This window comes from Simplicispira hankyongi (assembly GCF_003570885.1).
GTDB lineage: Bacteria > Pseudomonadota > Gammaproteobacteria > Burkholderiales > Burkholderiaceae_C > Simplicispira > Simplicispira hankyongi.
The window spans coordinates 99,764-114,389 of the sequence record NZ_QXJC01000004.1; the positions used below are offsets into that span (position 1 = coordinate 99,764).

Here is a 14,626-nt window from a genome sequence, read left to right on the forward strand (position 1 = left end):
CCTCCGTTCATCACCCCAAGGGTACAAACCGGCCCATGGCCTCCTGCACCGCGCAACCCTTTCGCCGCCTGATGCTGCACAGCCTGGCCCTGTGTCTGCTCGGCGCCGGGCCGGTGCTGCACGCCGATGAGCGTGAGCATGGTGACCATGAGCTGGCGCGCCAGGCGCTCGAACAAGGCCGGGTGCTGCCTTTGCGGGCCGTGTTGGAAAAAATCGAACGCGATTACCAGGGCCAGGCGCTCAAGGTAGAGTTCGAGCAGGACGGCGGCCGCTTCCTCTACGAAATCCGATTGCTGCAGAACGATGGCCGCATCGTCAAGCTCAAGGTCGATGCCGTCGATGGCAAGGTGCTGGAGATCCAGCGCAAGGACCACGGAAAGGACAGGGATGCGCATCCTCGTCGTTGAAGATGAACCCACGCTGTGCGACCAACTGGTGCGCGCCATCACGGCCGCAGGGCACACGGTGGAAAGTGCCAGCGACGGCGTCAACGCCCATTACCTGGGCGACGTAGAGGACTTCGACGCCGTGGTGCTGGACCTGGGCCTGCCCGCACTCGATGGCCTGTCGGTGCTGCGCCGCTGGCGTGCGGCGGGGCGCACCATGCCAGTCCTTATCCTCACGGCGCGCAGCGCCTGGCATGAAAAAGTGGCCGGCATGGATGCCGGCGCGGACGACTACCTGGCCAAACCCTTTCACATGGAAGAGTTGCTGGCGCGCCTGCGCGCCTTGCTGCGGCGACTGGGTGAGCACAGCAGCGCGCAATGGCAATGCGGGGCCATCTTGCTCGACACACGCCAGGCCCGCGTGCTGGTGGACGGCCTGCCCCTGCAACTGACCAGCCATGAGTTCAAGCTGCTGTCGCTGCTCATGCAGCGCAAGGGCGAAGTGCTTTCGCGCACCGAACTGTCCGAGCACCTCTACCCGCAAGACGCCGACCGCGATTCCAACACCATCGAAGTCTTCGTCGGCCGCCTGCGCAAGAAGCTGCCCACCGGCAGCATCGAAACCGTGCGGGGCCTGGGCTACCGCTTGGTTGACGTGGGCCACTCGGCGTGAGAACGGGGTCGCTGCGCCTGCGCCTGCTGGCCGGCACACTGGCCTGGATGCTGCTGGCCATTGTCCTGGTGGGCTGGGGCCTGCGCGGCTTGTTTCAGGACCACGTCACCCAACAATTGCAGGCGCAGTTGGTGATGCAGCTCGACCATTTGAGCGCTTCCGTCGATTGGGTCCCACCCGGCCACGTCACGATCAGCCCCATGGCGGCAGACCCGCGCCTGGCACAGCCCTTGTCGGGCCTGTACTGGCAGATTGACCGGCTGGGCGCGGCGCCCCAGGCGGGCGTGGCGCGCTCGCGCTCGCTGTGGGACCAGGTGCTGCGCTTGCCCGATGCGCCAGCGTCCTACCCGGCTGGCGGCTACAGCGTTCTGCCACTGCAGGACGCCCAGGGCCACGCCTTGCTGGCCGTGGCACGCACCCTGCAACTGCCCGAGGACGACGCGCCCCTGCTGCGCCTGGTGGTGGCGGGCGACAAAGCCCTGCTGGCCGAACCCCTGCAGCGCTTTACCCGCATGCTGCTCATCGCCCTGGGCCTGCTGGCGCTGGGCCTGGCGCTTGCCGTGGCCGTGCAATTGCAATTGGCACTGCGGCCGCTGCAGCTCCTGCGCGCGCGCTTGGCCGCCGTGCGCAGCGGCGCCGCCGGGCAGCTCGAAGGCAGCTTCCCCCAAGAGCTGCAGCCGCTGGTCAACGAATTCAACCACGTGCTGCGCGAGAACGCCGACATGGTGCAGCGCGCCCGCACCCAGGCCGGCAACCTGGCCCATGCCGTGCACACGCCGCTGTCCATCCTGGCCAATGCCGCCGCGCAAGAACGCAGCCCGCTGGCGCTGCTGGTGCAAGAGCAGGTGGCCAGCGCACGCCGCCAGGTCGATTACCACCTGGCCCGTGCGCGCGCCGCCGCCGCCGTGCGCGCCACCGGCCTGCGCACCCCGGTGCTGCCGCCGCTGCGCGCGCTGCTGCGCACCATGCAGCGCCTGCATGCAGAGCGGCATCTGGCGTTTGAACTCGCGCCCCAGGCGCAGGACGGGGCCTTTCGCGGCGAGGAGCAAGACCTCTACGAACTGCTGGGCAACCTGATCGACAACGCCGGCAAATCGGCGCGCCAACGCGTGGTGGTCGATGTGCAATCGTCGCAGGGGCAGCTGTGCTTCACCGTCGATGACGACGGCCCTGGCATTCCCGAGGAAGAGCGCGAGCACATGTTCGAGCGCGGCGTGCAGCTCGACGAGCAGCGGCCCGGCTCCGGCCTGGGCCTGGACATCGTGCGCGCGCTGGCCGAGACCTACGGCGGCAGCGTGCAGGCCCTGGCCTCGCCCCTGGGCGGTGCCCGCCTGCGGCTGTGCCTGCCCATGGCCGCTGACGCGTAGGCGCGATGGCCAGGGTATGCAGAGCTTCGTCCGAATTGGTTTGAATTTTGAATAGAACCATGCTCCATGGCATGCCTGATAAGCGCTACATGCTATCTATCTAATAGCATTCTCCAGCCAATGCCAGACCCGAAAGCGCTTACCGCGCCAGCCGCCAAACCCCTGCCACCCCACCGAGAATGACCGCCGTCCCCCGCCCTCTCACCCTGCAAGACCTGCCCGGCCTGCTGGCGGTGCAGCGCGCCTGCTATGGCGCTGGCTATATCGAAAGTGCCTCGGTCTATGCACGCCGCCTCGCCAGCCCGGCGCAATGCTCATGGGTGATCGAGCAGGCGGGCCGCATCTGCGCCTACCTTGCCGCCTATGGCTCGGCCCAGGGCAAAGTGACACCGCTGCATGGCGATTTCGAGGTCGCGGATTCGCCCGACACGCTGTATCTGCACGACTTGGCCGTCTTGCCTGAATTTTCCGGGCAGGGCCTGGCGCAGGCACTGCTGGCGCTGTTGTGGCGCAGCGCAGTGGCGCGTGGCCTCACCCGCTCGGCGCTGGTGGCGGTACAGGGCTCGCAAGGCTTCTGGGAGCGGCGCGGCTATGCCGTTGCCCCGTTGCAAGATCTGGAGCAACGCCGACGTCTCGCTGCTTATGGCCAAGGCGCTGTGTACATGTTGCGGACGCTCAATTGATCAACGCGTCATCGGCAGCGCCACACCCATGGCCGCAAAGGCACCGCCACAGACGCGGTTGAAGCGCTTGCCATAGCGCTCCAGCACCGGGCGAATGCGGTGCGCCATGCGGGCGAGCAGCACTTCCACCCCACACTCGATCACCGCAAACGTGCCGGCCATGACCACGAACTGCAGCCACAGGCTGCGCGCCGGGTCAAGAAACTGGGGCAGAAAGGCGCCGTAGAACAGCAGCGCCTTGGGGTTGGACACCGCCGCGAACAGCCCCTGGCGAAACAACTGGCTGCGGCGCGGAAACGGTGTGTCCGCGCTGGGCTGGAGCTGCAGTGGCGGCGCGCGCCAGAGCTGGATGCCCAGCCATACCAGGTACGCGCCACCGACCCACTTGAGCACCAGCAGCGCGCTGGCCGAGGCCTGTAGCAACGCGCCAATGCCCAGCATGGAGAGCGCGATCACCGCCACAAAACCCACGGCGCCGCCCGCCACGCTCCAGCGTGTGCGGCGGTGGCCGTGCAGGGCGCCATTGGTCAGCGCCAGCAGGCTGTTGGGGCCGGGCGTGAGCGAGAGGCCCACCGCCGCGACGAGATAGATCAACCAGGTATGCCAGGCCACAAATCACCTCCTGCCACGCCGTGCAAGCGGGCGCGTGCTGTCAGTATAGAAAGCCCTGCTGCGGGTGGTCAAAAACGCGGGTTCAGCCAGTTCAGGATAATCCTGCCATGCCCAATCGCTGGAAACCCAACGTCACCGTCGCTGCCATCATCGAGCAGGACGGGCGCTTCATGCTGGTCGAAGAAGAAACCGCCGACGGACTGAAGCTGAACAACCCTGCCGGCCACCTCGACCCCGGCGAATCCCCCGTGGACGCCTGCGCGCGCGAGGCGCTGGAAGAAACCGCGCACGACTTCACGCCCACGGCCCTGGTCGGCATCTACCTCAACCGCTTCACGCGCACGCGTTCCGGCGACGACATCACCTACCTGCGCTTTGCCTTCACCGGCACGCTGGGCGCGCACCACGCCTGGCGAGCGCTCGACGACGGCATCGTGCGCACCGTGTGGCTCACACTCGATGAACTGCGTGCCACGCAGGAGCGCCACCGCAGCCCGCTGGTGCTGCAGTGCATCACCGACTACCTGGCCGGCAGGCGCTACGCGCTCGAACTGGTACACACCGACGCCAGCGTACTGAACCATGTCGCTGCCTGAACCGACTGGCCGGCGCCAGCGCATCGTTGTCGGCCTCTCGGGCGGGGTGGATTCGGCCGTCACCGCCTGGCTGCTCAAATCCATGGGGCACGAGGTGGTCGGCATCTTCATGAAGAACTGGGAAGACGACGACGACAGCGAATACTGCTCGTCCAACGTCGATTTCGTCGATGCCGCCGCCGTGGCCGACGTGATCGGCATCGAGATCGAGCACGTCAACTTTGCCGCCGAATACAAGGACCGCGTGTTCGCCGAGTTCCTGCGCGAATACCAGGCCGGCCGCACGCCCAACCCCGATGTGCTGTGCAACGCCGAGATCAAGTTCAAGGCCTTCCTGGACCACGCCATGCGCCTGGGCGCCGAGAAGATCGCCACGGGCCACTACGCCCGGGTGCGCCAGAGCAGCGACACCGGCCTGTTCGAACTGCTTAAAGGCCTGGACACCACCAAGGACCAGAGCTACTTCCTGCACCGCCTGACCCAGGCGCAGCTCGCCAAGACCTTGTTCCCGGTGGGCGAACTGCGAAAAACGGTGGTACGCCGCATCGCCGCCGACATCGGCCTGCCGAACGCCAAAAAGAAAGACTCGACCGGCATCTGTTTCATTGGCGAGCGGCCGTTTCGCGAGTTTCTCAACCGCTACATCGCACACGCGCCTGGCCCCATCCAGGACGAACGCGGCCGCACGCTGGGCAAGCATGTGGGCCTCTCGTTCTACACCCTGGGCCAGCGCCAGGGCCTGGGCATTGGCGGCGTGAAGGAGAAGGGCGCCCAGCGCGGAGCGGGCGAGCACGCACCCTGGTTCGTGGCGCGCAAGGAGCTGGACAAGAACACCTTGCGCGTGGTGCAGGGACACGACCACCCCTGGCTGCTGTCGCACCAACTGGCCGCGCAGGACGTGAGCTGGTGCGCAGGCCATGCCCCCGCGCCGGGAGCCTACACCGCCAAGACGCGCTACCGCCAGCAGGACGCAGCCTGCACGCTACAGGCGCTGCCCGACGGTTTTGCACTGCGCTTTGCCGAAGCCCAGTGGGCTGTGACGCCGGGGCAAAGCGCCGTGATCTACGACGGTGAGGTCTGCCTGGGCGGCGGGGTGATCCAGAGCGCGGCAGTGCACACGCCCTGAACCAGCACCTCGCGCTCAGCGCGGTGTGCCGAAATCCTCAGGCATTTGCACCGCGACCACCTCGCCGCGTGCGGTGACTACGCCGTTGGCGCTCACGGTCGTCTCCACCACCACCTTGCGGCCCTTGATTTCCTTGACGCGTCCGCGGATCTCCAGCTCCACGATGGGCGTGGGTTTCTTGAAATCCACATGCAGCGAGCCGGTCACGAAGCGGAATGCGGGCTGCGAGCTCATCTCGCGGCCCTCGCTGCGGTACATCGCGGCGGCGGCCGTGCCGGTGCTGTGGCAGTCGATCAGCGAGGCAATCAGGCCGCCATAGGCAAAGCCCGGCACCGAGGTTTCCCAGGCCTGCGGGGTATAGCGGGTCACCGTTTCATCGCCCTCCCAGAAGGTGCGAATGCGGTGGCCGTGCTGGTTTTGGCTACCGCAGCCATAGCAGTGCGAGACGTTTTCGGGGTAATAGTCTTGAAAGGCTTTCATGGGTTCTCTTGGGTTTGCAAATAGGTCACATGGTTTGCGCCGCGTAGCTGCAGCCGTGCACGCCGGCATCGGTGTTGACACTGTGGTTAGCCATCTGTGCAAAGCGTGACCCCACGCACACGGCACCGGTGCCGCTGCGGGGCATGCACAGCGCAAGCGGTACAACAGCGGCTCAGCCGCCCCAGCGCAGCCAAGCGGCGAGCAGCAGCGCAAAGGTGCAGGCCCAGCCCGAGAACAGCCAGCGCCAGAGCGCCCACCGCGGAACAAAGCCGACGCCGCGCACCAGGCCTGCGCTCATGGCCCAGAACAGTGCCAAGGCCAGGGCGTGGTCTGCCTTGCCCTGCGCATCGGCCAGCAGCAGCGGGTACACGCTGCCCACCAGCATGATGGCCAGCGCAGCCAGCAGGCTGGGCAGGTGCACGCGGCTGGTGCTTGGGCGGTCAGCGCGTGGCGGCAGCGCCGGCTCCTCGGAGGCCGGGGCTGCCATATCACCCGTCCCGCCCGAGCGAGGCCCTGCGCGCCTCTTCGTTCTCGCCCCACAGGGCATTGAGAATGGCCAGCAAGACCGCAAAGCCGATGCCAAGCATCCAGGCGAAATACCACATGGTTCAGGCTCCTTGTTGTGCGTCAGGGTGATGCACCGGGATCAATAAGCGCCGTGTTCGTTCTCGCGGATGTAGGCCGCAGTGACCTTGCCGCGCATCACGCTGTAGGCCCATGAGGTGTAGAGCACGATCAGCGGCATGAGGATCAGGGTGGCCCAGAACATGATGCCCAGCGTGAGGTGGCTGGAAACGCTGTCCCACACGGTGAGGCTGGCGGCGGGCATGGTGCTCGAGGGCATGACAAAGGGAAACATCGAGGCGCCCGCCGTACCGATCACGCCCACGATCGCCAGCGACGATGCGACAAAGGCGGTCAGCGTGCGGCGCGCCCGCAACAGCCCGGCCGCAGCCAGGGCGCCCACGATGCCCAGGGCCGGCAGCAGCCACAGCAGCGGCTGTATGGCGTAGTTGGCCATCCAGGCGCCCGTCTCAAGCACCACCGTCTTGCCCAGGGGGTTGGGCAGGGCGGACGGATCGACCACCGAGCTGATGCGAAAGCCCGGAATCCATTGCAGCCAGACACCGGCGGCCACAAAGCCGGCCACCATCACCAGCGCTGCGCCGCCCGCAGCCTTGACCGCACGTGCCTGGATTACACCTTCGGTGCGATGCGCCAGATAGGCCCCGCCTTGGAGGGTGAGCATGGCGCTGCTGACCACGCCCACGAGCAGGGCAAACGGGTTGAGCAGTTGCCAAAAATTCCCGGTGTAGGTGGAGACCAGCAGGGGATCGAACTGGAACGGCACTCCCTGGAGCAGGTTGCCAAAAGCCACGCCAAAAATCACCGGAGGAACGAAGCCGCCAACGAACAAGCCCCAATCCCAGGTGCTTCGCCAGGTGGTGTTCTGGATCTTGCTGCGGTAGGTGAAGCCCACAGGGCGGAAAAACAGGGCCCACAACGCGGCCATCATGGCCCAATAAAAACCACTGAAGGCGGTGGCATAGACCAGCGGCCAAGCCGCAAAGAGGGCCCCGCCCGCTGTGACGAACCAGACCTGGTTGCCCTCCCAGTGGGCACCGACGGTGTTGATCACGGTGCGCCGCTCGATATCGCTGCGGCCCACAAAAGGCAGCAGCGTGCCGACGCCCATGTCGTGGCCGTCCATGATGGCAAAGCCCACCAGCAGCACGCCCACCAGCAGCCACCAGATGATTTTGAGGGTTCCGTAGTCAAACATGGTCAAGACTCCTGCCAAGCCATCCCGAGGGCGGCTTGCACTCTCTCGGAGGGCTGCGAACGAAGATGGGAGCGCGGGTTCATGGTTTCCTCCTCAGGCGTGGATGGGTTCTTGCTGGTAGCGGCCGGTACCCAGGCTGCCCGGGCCCATGCGGGCGAACTTGACCATGAGAAATATCTCGACGACCAGCAGCACGGTGTAGAAGCCGATGAAGCCGGCCAGCGAGCCGTAGAGACTGTTCAGACTCAGGGTCGAAACACTCAGATGGGTCGGCAATACGCCGTAGATCGTCCAGGGCTGGCGGCCATATTCGGCGACGAACCAGCCTAGCTCGCAGGAAATCCAGGGCGCGGGCAGCATGATCAGCGCCCCGCGCAGCAGCCAGCGCGGCGGGCCGAAGCCCGTTCTGAGCGTGCTCCAGAACGCCAGGCCAAACAGCGCCAGCATCAGAAAGCCCAGCCCCACCATGACGCGAAAGCTCCAGAACATCGGGGTGACGCGCGGCACCGTGCTGTCCACCGCCTTCTGGATGATCTCGGGCGTGGCCTCCCGGACATCGGCGACATACTTTTTCAGCAGCAGACCAAAGCCCAAATCCGCCTTGTCTTGCTCGAAGCGGGCCTTGGCCGCCGCATCGCCCGGGTTCTTGCGCAACGCTTCCAGGGCTGCCACGGCGTGGATGCCACGCTCGATACGCTCGCGGTTCTTCGCCTTGATGTCGTGGATACCTGGAATCTGCTGGGTCGTCGAACGCGTGCCGATCAGGCCCATCACCCAGGGGATTTCGATTTCCCAGTCGTTCTTCTGCGCCGCTTCGTCGATACCGGCCACCAGCGTCAGGCCCGCTGGTGCGGGCTTGGTTTCCCACATGGCTTCAAGCGCCGCCATCTTGGTCTGCTGGGCCTCGCCCACCGTGTAGCCCGACTCGTCACCCAGCACAATCACCGAGCACACGCTGGCCAGGCCAAACGCCGCCGCCACGCGAAAGCTGCGCTTGGCAAATTCAATGTCGCGGCCCCTGAGCAGGTACCAGGACGAGATGGACAGCACGAACATCGCCCCCGTCACATAGCCCGCCGAGACGGTGTGCACGAACTTGGCCTGCGCAACGGGGTTGAACAGCACGGCCCAGAAGTCGGTCATCTCCATGCGCATGGTCTGGTAGCTGAACTCGGCGCCCACCGGGTTCTGCATCCAGCCATTGGCGATCAGGATCCACAGCGCCGACAGATTGGTACCCACCGCCATCAGCACGGTCACCATCAGGTGCTGCGTGCGCGAGAGCCGATCCCAGCCAAAGAAGAACAGGCCGATCATGGTCGATTCGAGGAAGAAGGCCATCAGGCCTTCAATGGCCAAGGGGGCGCCGAAGATGTCGCCCACATAGTGCGAGTAGTAGGCCCAGTTGGTGCCAAACTGGAATTCGAGCGTGATGCCGGTGGTCACCCCCAGCGCAAAGTTGATGCCGAACAACTTGCCCCAGAAACGCGTCATGTCCTTCCAGATCACGTTGCCGGTCATCACATAGACGCTCTCCATGATGACCAGCAGCCATACCATGCCAATCGTCAGCGGCACGAAAAGGAAGTGGTACAGAGCCGTGGCGGCAAATTGCAGCCGGGACAGATCCACCAGTTGTTCTGAGATCACGGGGCTACTCCTGAACGGATTTTGAAATCGGGGCGGGCGCAACCCCCAGCAACTGCGCGGCGACATCCTGCGCATCAACCGGCAAACGCTGTTCGCGCACGACCCCCCACCACAGGCCGGTCAGCACAAGCACCTTGACCACCAGCACAACGGCCAATTTGCGGATCAGGGATCGGTCGTGAAATTGCATGGTGCGGTAGGGGTGCAAGGACACAATGGAAACAAGATTCGTGCCAATCTTCTGGCACAAAAAACCCTTTGAAAATCAAAGATCTAAAACCTTGCGCAAGCATCTGCGTCCGCCTCTTCGTAGGCGCAACTGCCAAACTGGCAGAAAATGGCAGCTGCACACGCTGCCATATGGCAGTACGACCGGAACCGCTGCCATGCACCCCTTGCCCGAACTCACCGCGTTCCTTGAAGGCCTTCCAGAGCCGCATATCCTGCTGGACACACAGTACCGCATTCTTGCGGCCAACGCCGCCTACCGCCGGCAGTTCAGCGCACAGGGCAGCGTGGTGGGCCGGACCTGCCATGAGGTGTCCCACCATTTCGCCGTGCCTTGCGACCAGGCAGGCGAATCGTGCCCCCTCGCGCAGTCCCTGCACTCGGGCCAGCGCGAACGCGTCTTGCACCTGCACCATACGCCACGCGGCGAGGCGTATGTCAACATCGAGCTATCGCCTCTGCCCGGGCCGCAAGGCGGGCCGGGCTTCTTCGTCGAGAAGATGGAGTCGCTGCGAATGGCCGGGGCGCAGCCAGAAGCGGCTGCGTTGATAGGCCGCTCCGGGGCGTTCCAACGCATGCTGGCACTGGTGGCGCGTGTCGCGCCCTCCAGCGCCAACGTACTGCTGCTGGGCGAATCGGGTACCGGCAAGGAGCTGGTGGCGCGTGCCGTGCATGAGGCGAGCAACCGCGCCGGACATGCCCTGGTCGCCGTGGACTGCGCAAGTCTTCCCGAGACGCTATTCGAATCCGAATTGTTTGGCCACGAACGTGGTGCTTTCACAGGCGCGACCCATGCCCGCGACGGGCTGGTCGAAGCAGCCAACGGCGGCACGCTGTTGATCGATGAAGTGGGCGACATCCCGCTGGCCATGCAGGTCAAGCTCCTGCGCCTGCTGGAGACCGGCACCTACCGCCGCGTAGGCAGTACCGAGCTGCGGCATGCCGACATCCGCGTGGTCTCGGCCACGCACCGCGATCTGGCCGCCATGGTCGACGAGCGGCGGTTCCGCGAAGACCTGTACTACCGGCTCAGCACCTTCCCCATTGCACTGCCGCCGCTGCGCGAGCGCACGGGCGACATCGCGCTGCTGGTTCCGGCACTGCTCGCGCGGGTGGCCGCACCGCGGCAGTTTTCCGTCAGCCCGGCCGCCCTTGCGCTGTTGGAGCGCCAGCCCTTTCCCGGCAATGTGCGCGAACTGCGCAACCTCCTGGAGCGCACCACGCTGCTGTGTGATGGCAACTGCATCGAGATCGAGCATGTGCAGCTCGCGCTGGACACGGGCCTGCGCTCGCCCAAGGCGCTGGCGCCAGCCGATTGCGCGCCAGCAAGAATGCCGGTGCCGACGCAGCCCCTGCACGACAACGCACTGCGCCAAGCCCTGGCACGCCACCACGGCAGTCGAGCCGAACTGGCCTCCCAACTGGGGATCAGCGAGCGTTCACTCTACCGCCGGTTGCGGGAACTGAAAACGCCAGGGGCATCGCCATCGGCAATCGGGTCTAGCTGAACCCCGCTTTCCCCAGTAGGGAGGCTGGCTTCAATCCACAGGAATTGGCTTTGCCCGGTCTCAAAACGGAATATCGTCATCCATATCGTCGAACCCCGAGGCCGCACGCGGCGCTGGGGCTGGTGCTGGGGGGGCAGGACGAGGTGCAGGCGCTGCAGGGCGCTGGGCCGGAGGCGCGGCGCGGCGGGGGGCCTGGTCAAAGCCACCGCCCGGCTCGCCGCCGTAACCGCCATCGTCGTAGCCACCACCTTGCTGGCCACCGCCGCCTTGTCCGCCCATGCCTTGGCGGCTTCCCAACATCTGCATCTGGTCAGCGCGGATTTCGGTGCTGTACTTTTCCACACCAGCCTGGTCGGTCCATTTGCGCGTGCGCAGACTCCCTTCCACATAGACCTGCGAGCCTTTGCGCAGGTACTGGCCGGCAATCTCCGCCAGACGACCATTGAACACCACGCGGTGCCATTCGGTGGCTTCGCGCATCTCACCACTCTGCTTGTCTTTCCACTTGTCGGTGGTGGCCACGGTGACATTGGCCACCTGGTCGCCACTGGGAAAGGTGCGCATTTCGGGATCGCGGCCCAGGTTGCCGACGATGATGACTTTGTTCACGGATGCCATGGTGGGACCTGCAGGAATTGGGGAGATGGAAACATGCGCTGCGGCCAGCGCTGGTAGGGCCCGACATTGTGCCGCAAGCCGTCCGGCGAGGGCATGCGTGCCACAATCAAAGTCAAAGGCGGCGTGTAGCCCGTTGGCAGGATCGCCGCCACTCTCTGCCATGCACCACCATCAGCCCGACATTCTGCAAAACCTGCGCCGCGAGTTCTCCAGCGGCCGGCTGTGGCTGGACCGCACCGTGGTACTCGCCTACGCCGTTATCGCTGGCCTGAGCGTCGTGGCATTTACCTTTCTGACCAACCAGGCCTTCGCGTATTTCCAGCGGGTGTACCACTGGCAGGGTGGATGGGCCGTGCTGGTGTGGATTCCCACCTGGTCGGCGGCGATTGTCTGGGCGACACGCCGTTTTGCGCCCACCACGGCGGGTTCGGGCATACCGCAGGTGATCGCTGCACTGGACCCGGCAGTTGCCGAAGCCGAGCGTTCCATTTTCGTGTCGCTGCGCCTCACGCTGGCCAAGCTGGTGCTGGGAAGTGCCGGATTCCTGGCCGGCATGTCAGTCGGCAAAGAAGGGCCTTCGGTGCAAATCGCCGCCGGCGTCATGCGCCATGCAAGGCGTTGGCTAGGGCCGCATTCGGGCATCAGCGACCATGCTCTTCTGGTAGCCGGGGGCGCTGCCGGGATCGCCGCAGCCTTCAATGCGCCGCTGGCTGGCGTGCTATTCGCCATTGAGGAACTCTCGCGCAAGCTCGAATCGCGCAGCAGCGGCCTGATCATCACCGGCATCGTGCTGGCCGGTCTGATGGGCGTCTCTTTCTATGGCAACCACAGCTACTACGGCGTCATCGTGGTGCCACCACTGGATTGGAGCGCGCTGGCCCCCGGCCTGATGGTGGTGCTCGTCTGCGGAGCACTGGGCGGCCTGTTTGCCAAGGTGATGGCAACCTCCCTGACCGGAGCACCGGAACGCCTGAACGTGCTGCGCGCGCGCTTTCCGGTGCGGTTTGCAGCGGCGGGCGGCCTGATGATCGCGTTGATGGGGCTGGCCACCGGCGGCGCCACATTTGGCGCCGGCTCCGAGGCAGTGCAGCACATGCTCGCCGGGCACGCCGACGTTCCGGCGTTCTATGTCACGCTCAAGTTCATTGCCACCTGGCTGACCGCCTGGTGCGGCGTACCGGGCGGTATTTTTGCGCCTTCGCTGTCGATTGGTGCCGGCGTAGGGCACAACGTTTCGCTGTTGATGGGCGCCGACATTGCGCCAGCACTCATTGCCATGGGCATGGCGGCATTCCTCGCGGCGGTCACGCAAGCACCGCTGACGGCCTTCATCATCGTGATGGAGATGATCGACGGCCACGCTCTGGTGCTGAGCCTCATGGCCGCCGCCATGTTGTCCAGCCTGATCTCGCGCCTGATCGCCAAGCCGCTGTACGAAACGCTGGCGGCCCACATGGTGGCGGTGCTGAAGGCACCGGCAGCGCCAGACCCCTCTGCGCCGGCTGCCGATGCGCCGCCGCACTGAGTCCTTCACCCGCAGCGGGCGTCTCAGTGCCCGCCGCTGCTGCGCCCCACCGGCCGCAAGCCCCAACTCAGCGCCAGCCACAGCACACACAGTACGCTGGTCACACCAAACAGCGTCGGCACGCCGGCCCACTTGACCAGTGCACCGCCCAAGGCGCCGCCGGCAAACAGGCCGAGCGACTGCAGGGTGTTGTAAGTGCCCAGCGCCGCACCGCGCAGCGACGCTGGCGCCATGCGCGAGACCAGGCTGGGCTGGCTGGCCTCCAGCGCATTGAAGCCACAGAAAAACACAAACAGCACCGCCCCCAGCACCCACAGCGTCGGCGCGGTCTCGGTGGCCGCAAGCAGGCCCAGGCCCACCTGCACCACCAGCACCATGGCAATCGCCGCCAGCAAGGCCGCGCGCAAGTGACCGCGCCGCTCGAGTGCAAACAATCCGCCCATGGCAACAAACGAGAGCACCACCGCCGGCAAGTAAATGTGCCAGTGCGCCGCCTTGGGCAGGCCCGCCTGCACCAGCATGGCCGGCACGGCGACCCACATGGCCAATTGCACGCTGTGCAGCACGAACACGCTCAGGTTCAGGCGCAGCAAGTCGGCATGCTTCCAGACGTCCAGCAGCCGCCCGCGCGGCGCATTGGCATGCTGGGCGGGCTCGGCCGGTACCCACCACAGCACCACGGCAACGCCGCCCAGTGCCAGCGCACAGGTCAGGCCAAACAGCCCCGACAAGCCAATGTGGGCCGCCAACGCCGGCGCCGCCACCAGCGCCACGGCAAACATGAGGCCGATGCTGCCACCCACCAGCGCCATGGCCTTGGTGCGCACGCCGTCGCGCGTCTGGTCGGCGAGCAGGGCGGTCACCGCCGCCGACACGGCGCCCGCGCCCTGCAGCGCACGGCCTACCAAAAGGCCCGTGATGGAGCCGGCCAGCGCCGCCACCAAGCTGCCAGCAGCAAAGACCAGCAGGCCCGCCACGATGACACGCTTGCGCCCCAGCCGGTCAGACGCCAGGCCCAGCGGGAGCTGCAAAAAGGCCTGCGTCAGACCATAAATACCCATGGCCAGGCCGACCAGCGCCGGGTCGTCGCCACCGGGGTACTTGCGCGCTTCAAGCGCAAACACCGGCAGCACCAGGAAGAGGCCCAGCATGCGCAGCGCGAAGATCAGCGCCAGGCTGACGCTGGAGCGTCGCTCCAGCGCGGTCATGCGGTGGGCGGGATCGGGAATCGAAGAGGGGATGGGGCGAGCAGAAGCGATGGACTCGGACACGCGGTGCAGGCCAGCCTGAAAGGGCCGGCGAAGGCTGAAAAAACGTGCATTGTGCGCCAATCGCCCACCGCGCGGGGGACAAACCCTGACCGCGGCACGGTGGCTGGCCGTAGACGCAAA

Annotated in this window: 17 protein-coding genes; 8 read left to right on the forward strand and 9 right to left on the reverse strand. The window is 65.9% G+C overall.

Features of this window, described 5'->3' with window-relative positions; all coding sequences use genetic code 11:
* Positions 1 to 35: 35 nt before the first annotated feature.
* The 4 genes from D3F03_RS11705 to D3F03_RS11720 all read left to right on the forward strand — a co-directional run bounded on the left by D3F03_RS11705 (position 36) and on the right by D3F03_RS11720 (position 3,109).
* Positions 36 to 407, forward strand: coding sequence for a PepSY domain-containing protein (locus tag D3F03_RS11705; RefSeq protein WP_245960599.1), 372 nt, complete (start codon positions 36 to 38; stop codon positions 405 to 407).
* The gene (locus D3F03_RS11710; protein WP_119109605.1) at positions 388 to 1,059 is read left to right on the forward strand and encodes a response regulator transcription factor; all 672 of its coding nucleotides are present in this window, start codon (positions 388 to 390) and stop codon (positions 1,057 to 1,059) included. Before D3F03_RS11705 ends, D3F03_RS11710 begins: the two co-directional genes overlap by 20 nt.
* Before the next feature lie 47 nt (positions 1,060 to 1,106).
* Positions 1,107 to 2,426 carry a sensor histidine kinase gene (locus D3F03_RS11715; protein WP_119109676.1) on the forward strand — a complete coding sequence of 440 codons (1,320 nt, stop codon included), beginning with the start codon at positions 1,107 to 1,109 and terminating at the stop codon, positions 2,424 to 2,426.
* Positions 2,427 to 2,605: 179 nt separating this feature from the next.
* On the forward strand, positions 2,606 to 3,109 hold the full coding sequence (locus tag D3F03_RS11720; RefSeq protein WP_119109606.1) for a GNAT family N-acetyltransferase: 504 nt from the start codon (positions 2,606 to 2,608) through the stop codon (positions 3,107 to 3,109).
* Here the strand turns inward: D3F03_RS11720 and D3F03_RS11725 are convergent, their stop codons facing one another.
* A complete protein-coding gene (locus tag D3F03_RS11725) occupies positions 3,110 to 3,721 on the reverse strand; it encodes a LysE family translocator (RefSeq protein WP_119109607.1) in 612 nt (203 codons plus the stop codon).
* 107 nt (positions 3,722 to 3,828) lie between these two features.
* Between D3F03_RS11725 and D3F03_RS11730 the strand changes: the two genes are divergently transcribed.
* Both D3F03_RS11730 and mnmA read left to right on the forward strand, forming a co-directional pair.
* Positions 3,829 to 4,317, forward strand: a complete 489-nt coding sequence (locus D3F03_RS11730) for an NUDIX hydrolase (RefSeq protein ID WP_119109608.1) — start codon at positions 3,829 to 3,831, stop codon at positions 4,315 to 4,317.
* Positions 4,304 to 5,443: a tRNA 2-thiouridine(34) synthase MnmA gene (gene mnmA, locus D3F03_RS11735; RefSeq protein ID WP_119109609.1), complete on the forward strand. Its 1,140-nt coding sequence runs from the start codon at positions 4,304 to 4,306 to the stop codon at positions 5,441 to 5,443. The genes D3F03_RS11730 and mnmA overlap by 14 nt, the downstream gene beginning before the upstream one ends.
* Before the next feature lie 15 nt (positions 5,444 to 5,458).
* On the opposite strand, the gene D3F03_RS11740 is transcribed toward mnmA, so the two are convergent.
* From D3F03_RS11740 to cydP, 6 genes are all read right to left on the reverse strand, one after another.
* Complete coding sequence (locus D3F03_RS11740; RefSeq protein ID WP_119109610.1) at positions 5,459 to 5,923, reverse strand: PaaI family thioesterase; 465 nt, start codon at positions 5,921 to 5,923, stop codon at positions 5,459 to 5,461.
* Between the two features lie 172 nt (positions 5,924 to 6,095).
* A complete protein-coding gene (locus D3F03_RS11745) occupies positions 6,096 to 6,410 on the reverse strand; it encodes a cyd operon YbgE family protein (RefSeq protein ID WP_119109611.1) in 315 nt (104 codons plus the stop codon).
* A 1-nt stretch (position 6,411) separates the two neighbouring features.
* Entirely contained in the window at positions 6,412 to 6,528 is a 117-nt protein-coding gene (cydX, locus tag D3F03_RS11750; protein ID WP_119109612.1) for a cytochrome bd-I oxidase subunit CydX, read from the reverse strand.
* A gap of 41 nt (positions 6,529 to 6,569) precedes the next feature.
* Positions 6,570 to 7,706: a cytochrome d ubiquinol oxidase subunit II gene (gene cydB / locus D3F03_RS11755; protein ID WP_119109613.1), complete on the reverse strand. Its 1,137-nt coding sequence runs from the start codon at positions 7,704 to 7,706 to the stop codon at positions 6,570 to 6,572.
* Between the two features lie 93 nt (positions 7,707 to 7,799).
* A complete protein-coding gene (locus D3F03_RS11760) occupies positions 7,800 to 9,356 on the reverse strand; it encodes a cytochrome ubiquinol oxidase subunit I (protein ID WP_119109614.1) in 1,557 nt (518 codons plus the stop codon).
* A 4-nt stretch (positions 9,357 to 9,360) separates the two neighbouring features.
* Positions 9,361 to 9,546 carry a cytochrome oxidase putative small subunit CydP gene (gene cydP, locus D3F03_RS11765; protein WP_158606162.1) on the reverse strand — a complete coding sequence of 62 codons (186 nt, stop codon included), beginning with the start codon at positions 9,544 to 9,546 and terminating at the stop codon, positions 9,361 to 9,363.
* 196 nt (positions 9,547 to 9,742) lie between these two features.
* On the opposite strand from cydP, the gene D3F03_RS11770 reads away from it, so the two are divergent.
* The gene (locus D3F03_RS11770) at positions 9,743 to 11,092 is read left to right on the forward strand and encodes a sigma-54 interaction domain-containing protein (protein WP_119109616.1); all 1,350 of its coding nucleotides are present in this window, start codon (positions 9,743 to 9,745) and stop codon (positions 11,090 to 11,092) included.
* Between the two features lie 60 nt (positions 11,093 to 11,152).
* On the opposite strand, the gene ssb is transcribed toward D3F03_RS11770, so the two are convergent.
* On the reverse strand, positions 11,153 to 11,710 hold the full coding sequence (ssb, locus tag D3F03_RS11775) for a single-stranded DNA-binding protein (protein ID WP_119109617.1): 558 nt from the start codon (positions 11,708 to 11,710) through the stop codon (positions 11,153 to 11,155).
* A 160-nt stretch (positions 11,711 to 11,870) separates the two neighbouring features.
* Between ssb and D3F03_RS11780 the strand changes: the two genes are divergently transcribed.
* Positions 11,871 to 13,235: a chloride channel protein gene (locus D3F03_RS11780; protein WP_119109618.1), complete on the forward strand. Its 1,365-nt coding sequence runs from the start codon at positions 11,871 to 11,873 to the stop codon at positions 13,233 to 13,235.
* A gap of 23 nt (positions 13,236 to 13,258) precedes the next feature.
* Here D3F03_RS11780 and D3F03_RS11785 read toward each other — a convergent pair whose 3' ends face one another.
* Positions 13,259 to 14,443, reverse strand: coding sequence for an MFS transporter (locus D3F03_RS11785; RefSeq protein ID WP_119109677.1), 1,185 nt, complete (start codon positions 14,441 to 14,443; stop codon positions 13,259 to 13,261).
* Between the last annotated feature and the right edge of the window lie 183 nt (positions 14,444 to 14,626).

Excerpts from the sequence above, each read along its gene's own strand:
- D3F03_RS11710 (WP_119109605.1), top strand. The coding sequence starts at position 388 with ATGCGCATCCTCGTCGTTGAAGATGAACCCACGCTGTGCGACCAACTG.
- cydX (WP_119109612.1), bottom strand. The coding sequence starts at position 6,528 with ATGTGGTATTTCGCCTGGATGCTTGGCATCGGCTTTGCGGTCTTGCTG.
- D3F03_RS11705 (WP_245960599.1), top strand. The coding sequence starts at position 36 with ATGGCCTCCTGCACCGCGCAACCCTTTCGCCGCCTGATGCTGCACAGC.
- mnmA (WP_119109609.1), top strand. The coding sequence starts at position 4,304 with ATGTCGCTGCCTGAACCGACTGGCCGGCGCCAGCGCATCGTTGTCGGC.
- D3F03_RS11740 (WP_119109610.1), bottom strand. The coding sequence starts at position 5,923 with ATGAAAGCCTTTCAAGACTATTACCCCGAAAACGTCTCGCACTGCTAT.
- D3F03_RS11730 (WP_119109608.1), top strand. The coding sequence starts at position 3,829 with ATGCCCAATCGCTGGAAACCCAACGTCACCGTCGCTGCCATCATCGAG.
- D3F03_RS11745 (WP_119109611.1), bottom strand. The coding sequence starts at position 6,410 with ATGGCAGCCCCGGCCTCCGAGGAGCCGGCGCTGCCGCCACGCGCTGAC.
- D3F03_RS11770 (WP_119109616.1), top strand. The coding sequence starts at position 9,743 with ATGCACCCCTTGCCCGAACTCACCGCGTTCCTTGAAGGCCTTCCAGAG.
- D3F03_RS11785 (WP_119109677.1), bottom strand. The coding sequence starts at position 14,443 with ATGACCGCGCTGGAGCGACGCTCCAGCGTCAGCCTGGCGCTGATCTTC.
- D3F03_RS11780 (WP_119109618.1), top strand. The coding sequence starts at position 11,871 with ATGCACCACCATCAGCCCGACATTCTGCAAAACCTGCGCCGCGAGTTC.
- D3F03_RS11715 (WP_119109676.1), top strand. The coding sequence starts at position 1,107 with ATGCTGCTGGCCATTGTCCTGGTGGGCTGGGGCCTGCGCGGCTTGTTT.
- ssb (WP_119109617.1), bottom strand. The coding sequence starts at position 11,710 with ATGGCATCCGTGAACAAAGTCATCATCGTCGGCAACCTGGGCCGCGAT.
- cydB (WP_119109613.1), bottom strand. The coding sequence starts at position 7,706 with ATGTTTGACTACGGAACCCTCAAAATCATCTGGTGGCTGCTGGTGGGC.
- cydP (WP_158606162.1), bottom strand. The coding sequence starts at position 9,546 with ATGCAATTTCACGACCGATCCCTGATCCGCAAATTGGCCGTTGTGCTG.
- D3F03_RS11720 (WP_119109606.1), top strand. The coding sequence starts at position 2,606 with ATGACCGCCGTCCCCCGCCCTCTCACCCTGCAAGACCTGCCCGGCCTG.